The organism is Allobosea sp. P4_C6 (genome assembly GCF_056402015.1).
Map to the genome: position 1 here is coordinate 79236 of NZ_JBFUIF010000024.1, position 6088 is coordinate 85323.

A 6088-nucleotide genomic window follows, 5' to 3' on the forward strand; every position below is an offset into this window, starting at 1 on the left:
GCCGGCGATGCCCCTCGAACCCTTCCTGACCTTTCGGCTCGACCAGTTGAGCCAGACCGCGATGGCGAAGGCCTCGCGGGTCTACAAGGAGCGGCTCGGCCTCAATATCCGCGAGTTGCGCGTGATGCGCGTGATCGGCGACACTCCGGGCCTGTCGTCCCGCGCGCTGTCGGACGGGGCCCTTATCGAACAGACGCTTGTTTCCAAGCATCTGCGCAAGCTGGTGGATCAAGGCTACGTCCAGCGCGAGCTCGAAAGCGCCGATGCTCGCCGCGTCGCGCTCCGACTGACGGCAAAGGGGACCGCCATCCGTCAGGAGGCCGACCGGCTGGGCGAGGAACTGGAGCGCGATTTCCTCGCCGTGCTCACGCCGGAAGAACTCGACAGCCTCAATCGCTGCCTCGCCAAGCTGAAAGGCTGGGGCGCATCCTGACGGCCGGCAGTCCAAGCCGGCTTTCGTAGCCGGCGCCACCGTGATTAGGTGCGGATCCGCCTTGCCCTTTCCGAGTCCTGCATGACATCCGAGCCCGGTTTCATTTCCCGCTTCGTCAGCGCCCGCGACGGACTCAAGCTGCATCTGCGCGATTACGGCCCGCTCGAAGCACCCGCGCTGCCCATTATCTGCCTACCCGGTTTCGCGCGCACGGCGGCCGATTTCCACGAACTGGCCCTGGCTTTTGCCCAGGACGACGCCAAGCCGCGCCGCGTGCTGGCGCTCGACTATCGCGGCCGCGGGCTCTCCGACTACGACCGCGACTGGAAGAACTACGACATCCGCATCGAGCTCGACGACCTGATGCAGGTGCTGGTGGCGATGGGGGTCGAACAGGCCGTCTTCGTCGGCACCTCGCGCGGCGGGCTTCTGACCATGGCGCTGGCGGCCGCACGCCCCGCCGTGATCCGCGGCGCCGTCCTCAACGATGTCGGCCCGGTGATCGACGCGCGCGGCCTGCTGCGCATCCGCGGCTATGTCGGCAAGCTGCCGATGCCGCGCAGCTTTTCGGAAGGGGCCGAGATCCTGAAAAGGCTCTCCGACCAGCATTTCCCGGTGCTGAGTGAAGCCGAATGGGAGGTGATGGCCCGCCGGACCTGGACGGATCGCGACGGCGCGCTCAGGCCGGACTACGACACCAAGCTGATGAAGGTCCTCGAAGAGCTCGACCTCGAGACGCCGCTGCCGGTGTTGTGGACCTATTTCGACGGCCTCAAGGCCGTGCCGTTGCTGGCGATCCGCGGTGCCAATTCCGACCTTCTGGCAGAAAAGACATTGCAGGACATGGCCGAGCGCCATTCCGACTGCGAGATCTATACCGCCCCCGGTCAGGGCCACGCCCCGCTGCTCGGTTCGAAGGAGATGATCCGGCGCATCGGCAAGCTGATTGCCCGGGCCGAGCGGTGCGCGGCCTGAACCGGTTCAGGATTTCGAGGGTCCGGCCTTGGTTTCGCCCTCGAGCAAGGCCGCAACGTTGTCCAGGCCGGCGGAGCCGTCATCCCGTGAGGTCTCGACCAGCCCCCGCCTTGGCGCGGGTGGCGAATTCCGGCTCCCCGCCTGCCGCAAGCACCTTTGCTTGGCCGACCCAGTCCTCGCGCTCGATGCGGCCGGGAAAGGCGAGATAACTGCCGACCCATTCGACGTTCTCAGCGGTCCAGGCGGCGATCTGCTCGAAATGCCAGATGCCGAGGCCATGCAGCCGACCCTCGTTCTGGCGGCCGACACCCTTGATCAACTTGAGATCGTCGGCCTTGTCGTTGCGGGCCGTCGGGAGGCCTGACGGGCGCTGGCCGGGCAGTTCTGCCTCGTTCGGAACCGGCGCAAGCGCGCCGGCAGGCTTCGCAACGGATGGCTCGGCCACAGCGGCTGACGGTGGGATCGGCAACGATGGCATCGATTTCTGTGCAGCCACTGGAGCAGTCTCTGCAGCCATCCTCCTGGGAACGAGGCTGGCGCAGACGCAGCCGATCCAATACGCCGCTACGAACAGCAAGGCGGACTCGACCCACGTCGCCGCCATGCCGTTCAGCCACTGGAACCATGTCAGGGCAGCACCGCCCGCCCAGAGCAGAGCGAGGACGGTCCAGGCGCCGCTCCACAGGCGCGGCTTTCCGCCATCGTTGCTGATCCAGCCCATGGCCAGCCCCAGCCCAAAGGCGGCGAGGAGGAACCAGACGAACTGGCTGGCGAGATAGAGCATGTCCGCCTCCTACTTCGCCACGGTGAACTGCACGCGGCGGTTCATCGTCTTGGCTTCCGACGTGTCATAGGACACCAGCGGACGCGCGCTGCCATAGGCCTTGACCGTGAGCTGGCCCGGATCGATGCCGCGCCGCGTCAGCTCCTCGCGCACGCGCAATGCTCGCCTCAGCGACAGATCCTGATTGTCGAAGCCGCGCCGCTCGCCGTCACGGTTGGCGTGTCCCTCGATGGTGACCGGAGCGCGCGGGCATTTCTTGAGGATGGCCGCCGCCTCGCCGATCACCCGCTCCGTCGTCGTGTCGAGCTCGACGACGGATGTGCCCTGACCGAACAGGACCGTGTTTTGCCTGGTCAGATTGTCGAGATCATTCTGGCAGCTCGCCGGTGGATCGACCACACAGCCGGTCTGGCGCAGGCCGATTACGGCATCGGCCTTGAAGCCCGGCGGCAGACCTGAGGACGCGCTGGTCTCGACCTCGCTCTTGACCAGTTCGCGGCAGGTCAGGCCGCGGATGGCGATCCGCTCATCCTCGATAGACGCCGAGCCGAGATCGAGACGCAGCAGATCTGTGAGAACCGTTCGTATGGCGGCCCCGAAACCGGGCGGAGCTCCCGGCACGACAACCGCTGTGTCTTCGAGCCGGTCCTTGAGCGGGGAATCCGCGATAAGTCCACGCAGGGCCGCCCGCATTGCCTCGTCCGGCAGATAGCCGGACAGTCGCATGCCGGTGCGGTCCATGGACAGCGCCAGGCCATAGGGCCGCACCACGATACTATCCGGCAAAGAAGACGGCACGCTGAGGCCTGCCGGAGCCCCTCGGGCAAGGATGTCGCGCAGCGCGGCGAGCCCCGCAGCGTCCGCAACCTCGCCCGCCATGACGAAAGCCTTGTCGCGAACCGACACCGAGCCGGATTTCAGCTTCGACAGCACGTCGAGCGCGAAAGACAGCGATGCCGGGATGTCGAGTTCGGAGCGCAGCGCAGGCGCGACAGCCATGAGGTCGTCGATCGCCGTTTCCGCGAACAGGCGGCGCGCAGCGGTAAGGACGCCGGTCCGAACCGGCTCGCTGGGCAGCGCTCCCTCCAGAGCGATGCGACCATCGGTGCGCCTCGCGGTCCAATCGAGCGGGACCGCAACCGACGGCGCGGTTGCCGGCGCACCGGCTACCGCGCCGGAGGCCATCGGTGGCGCAGCAGTGCCAGAGGCCGAAAGCCCAGGCCCGGCGGTGTCACGAGGTGCGGGCGCGGCGGGCAGCACATCGTCCAGGATCAAGCCCGGCACCTCAGGCAAGGGCACGACCACAGGGACCGGCGGCGGCTCCGGTGGGCAATCGACCGCGACACGCGCGACCGAATCCGGCCCATCCATCTGGGCGATCTGCAGGCGCAGGGCCTGGCAGGCGTCGTAGCTGTCCGGGCCTTTGCCGGAGAGCGTGTAGACGTCGCCAGTGATCTCGGCCCTGCCCTCGCGGAGGCGGGCGAGATCTACGGCAGCGCGGGCAACCTTCTCGGGGAACGCCGACGGCGCACCGGCGCCCGGCTGCAATTCGTCGCGCAGGGGGACGGCTGCTCCAAAGGCGCGTTTCACCGAGTCGAGAAGCTGCCTGCGCACCTCCTCATTCGGATAGAAACCACGCAGGACGAGCGCGTTGCCGGCGCTGTGCTCGGCGCTCCAGCGATAAGGCGCGATGGTCGGCGGCTCGAGATCGCACGTCACGGCCCGGAATCCGGAATGAGCTGGCTGCGCCGCGGCAGCCTCGAGCGCGCGGAACGCGTCGGGACTCGCGGCTTTGCCTTCGATGCAGAAGCGGCCATCGTCGAGCGCGATCCGGCCCGAGGCCAATCTGGGCAATTCGGCGATCATGGAGGCGGTCATCGCGGCGAAGCCTTCGGGCGCTCCGAAGGCGACGATCTGGCGGTCGTCGATGCGCAGCCCCGGTAGCGCGCGCCCGGCAGCTGCGAGATTGGCCGAGGCCGTGTCGAGATCCGGAACGAAGCCGCCGAGCGCGACATTGTCCGCAGAGCGCGCGGCGAACCAGGAGTAAGGCTTCTGTGCCACGACCTGGGACAGTCCTCCGAGCGCACGGCGGACGCCGAATTCGCTTCGAAGCTGCGACATCGCCTTATTGGCGCCGTCGGTGGAGAGAACCTCGCCGCCTATGGTGACGTCCCGGCCCTCGACCTGAGCCACGACCGGGCGAGCGCCCGGCGTCTTGCCGGCAACCGCGGCCACGGCCTGCACGGCCCGGGCACCGACGTCGCGCTCGATCGCATCGTCCAGTCCGAGATTTCCCGCCCCCCATAGCAGAGCCAGCGGAATCAGCCCCCAGATCCAGCGCGCCGGCTGCGACATGTCTTGCCCCCTACCCTGCGTCCGCTCAGCGTGGGCGCAGGCATCCGATGATCGCGACTGCCCTACCTTATCAATGGCTTACCAGGCGCCCCGTAGATATCGATCCAACCGCCGCCTTGCTCCACGTCTTCTTTGAGACTGCTAGCAAGAACGGCGCATACGCTAGATCAGGCCCGACGATGCGCGCTCGTCAACCGCGAAGCCTCGGCAACCCACAGACAATAAAAAAAGCCCCGGGTTTCCCCGGGGCTTCCGACTGAGATCGGAGACCGATCAGAAGTCGCGCTGGATGCGCAGGCGGCCGGAGATCGAGTCTTCCGACTTGATGCCGAGCACGCCGCTGCGGACGTTGGCGTTGCTGACGACACCGACCGGCGCACGGACGTCGAGGTGCGAGTAGAGCACTTCGACACCGATATCCAGGCCGGAAACCGGCGACCAGATCAGGTTGGCAGCAACCAGGAACTCCTTGGGGTCCAGCGAGCGCGACACAGCGAAGAGCTGCGAGTTGTCGTTGTAGCCAAGCTTGAGTTCCGAGTACGACGCGCTGATCTCGGTGCGGATGGTCGGGGTCCAGAAGTGGCGGAACGCCGCGACGAGCGACCAGCCGGTCGAGTTATCGATGCTGCCGGTGATCGGGTTGATCGAGGCGTCAGCCAGGCTCAGGCGGCCGAGACGGCCGAGGCCGAAGCTGCCACCGGACCAGCCGAGGTAGCCGAGAGCGCCGTCCGCATAAGCGGCCTGCAGCCACAGGGCATCGCCAGCGGCGAGCGACGGCAGGTTGATCTTGACGCCGCCCTGGATGGCCCAGGCAAATTCGTCACCATTAACTGCAGTGACGTTCGAAGCCGTGGCGTAATTGCGCTGGCCGACGGCGCCCGACAGCTGAGCGGAGCCCCAACCCTGATCGACGCGCAGCGAGGCGATGAGATCCGGGTAGTCCTGACCCTGGGTGACAGCAGTGCCGCCGTTCACGAACAGAATCGGATCCTGGATGATGCCGCCGAGCTCACGACCAACCGTGCCCGAGGTGCGGTCTTCGAGCGACACCGTCGCCGAGAAGCCCGAACCGAAGGTGGCGGTGTAGGCCAACAGGTTGACGCGCGAGTCTGCCGTACGGATCGAAGCGAAGTTCAGGTCCGAAGCGTAGAAGTCGAAGAACGACTGAGCGCGACCAGCGGTGATCGGGCCGAACTGGACGAAGGCCAGATCGAGGAGCGAGGTGGTGGAGGTCGACGAAGCGCCACGGACCAGACCCGGAACGGCTGCGCCAACGTTGAACGGACCGGTGCCGGCGTTGTAGATGCCGGTGTTGTTGGTCAGCTCATAGCGGATGAAGGTGCGCAGCGTGCCGTAGGCGGTCTGCGTACGGACGTCGACGTTCAGGCGGCCACGAGCACGAGTGCCGTAAGCATCCTGGAAGTCGCTGTAACGCTCGCCGACGGCGTACTCGGCGCGGACGCGGCCCGAGATGCGCAGGCAGGAGTCGGTGCCGGGGATGTAGAAGAAGCCAGCGCCGTAAGCGGTGCAGACGCGAACGT

Annotated in this window: 5 protein-coding genes; 2 read left to right on the top strand and 3 right to left on the bottom strand. The window is 66.9% G+C overall.

The genetic code is table 11. The annotated features are described in order from the left end of the window. Positions 1–7: 7 nt before the first annotated feature. Complete coding sequence (locus tag AC1DVA_RS17800) at positions 8–433, top strand: MarR family winged helix-turn-helix transcriptional regulator (RefSeq protein ID WP_476806762.1); 426 nt, start codon at positions 8–10, stop codon at positions 431–433. A gap of 81 nt (positions 434–514) precedes the next feature. Then, positions 515–1408, top strand: a complete 894-nt coding sequence (locus tag AC1DVA_RS17805) for an alpha/beta fold hydrolase (protein ID WP_476806763.1) — start codon at positions 515–517, stop codon at positions 1406–1408. A gap of 79 nt (positions 1409–1487) precedes the next feature. On the opposite strand, the gene AC1DVA_RS17810 is transcribed toward AC1DVA_RS17805, so the two are convergent. From AC1DVA_RS17810 to AC1DVA_RS17820, 3 genes are all read right to left on the bottom strand, one after another. Further along, entirely contained in the window at positions 1488–2192 is a 705-nt protein-coding gene (locus AC1DVA_RS17810) for a hypothetical protein (RefSeq protein WP_476806764.1), read from the bottom strand. 9 nt (positions 2193–2201) lie between these two features. Next, complete coding sequence (locus AC1DVA_RS17815) at positions 2202–4547, bottom strand: OmpA family protein (RefSeq protein WP_476806765.1); 2346 nt, start codon at positions 4545–4547, stop codon at positions 2202–2204. A 273-nt stretch (positions 4548–4820) separates the two neighbouring features. Continuing rightward, positions 4821–6088, bottom strand: a 1268-nt coding sequence (locus AC1DVA_RS17820) for a porin (RefSeq protein ID WP_476806766.1), incomplete at its 5' end; no start/stop codon positions are given.

Excerpts from the sequence above, each read along its gene's own strand:
- AC1DVA_RS17815 (WP_476806765.1), bottom strand. The coding sequence starts at position 4,547 with ATGTCGCAGCCGGCGCGCTGGATCTGGGGGCTGATTCCGCTGGCTCTG.
- AC1DVA_RS17805 (WP_476806763.1), top strand. The coding sequence starts at position 515 with ATGACATCCGAGCCCGGTTTCATTTCCCGCTTCGTCAGCGCCCGCGAC.
- AC1DVA_RS17800 (WP_476806762.1), top strand. The coding sequence starts at position 8 with ATGCCCCTCGAACCCTTCCTGACCTTTCGGCTCGACCAGTTGAGCCAG.
- AC1DVA_RS17810 (WP_476806764.1), bottom strand. The coding sequence starts at position 2,192 with ATGCTCTATCTCGCCAGCCAGTTCGTCTGGTTCCTCCTCGCCGCCTTT.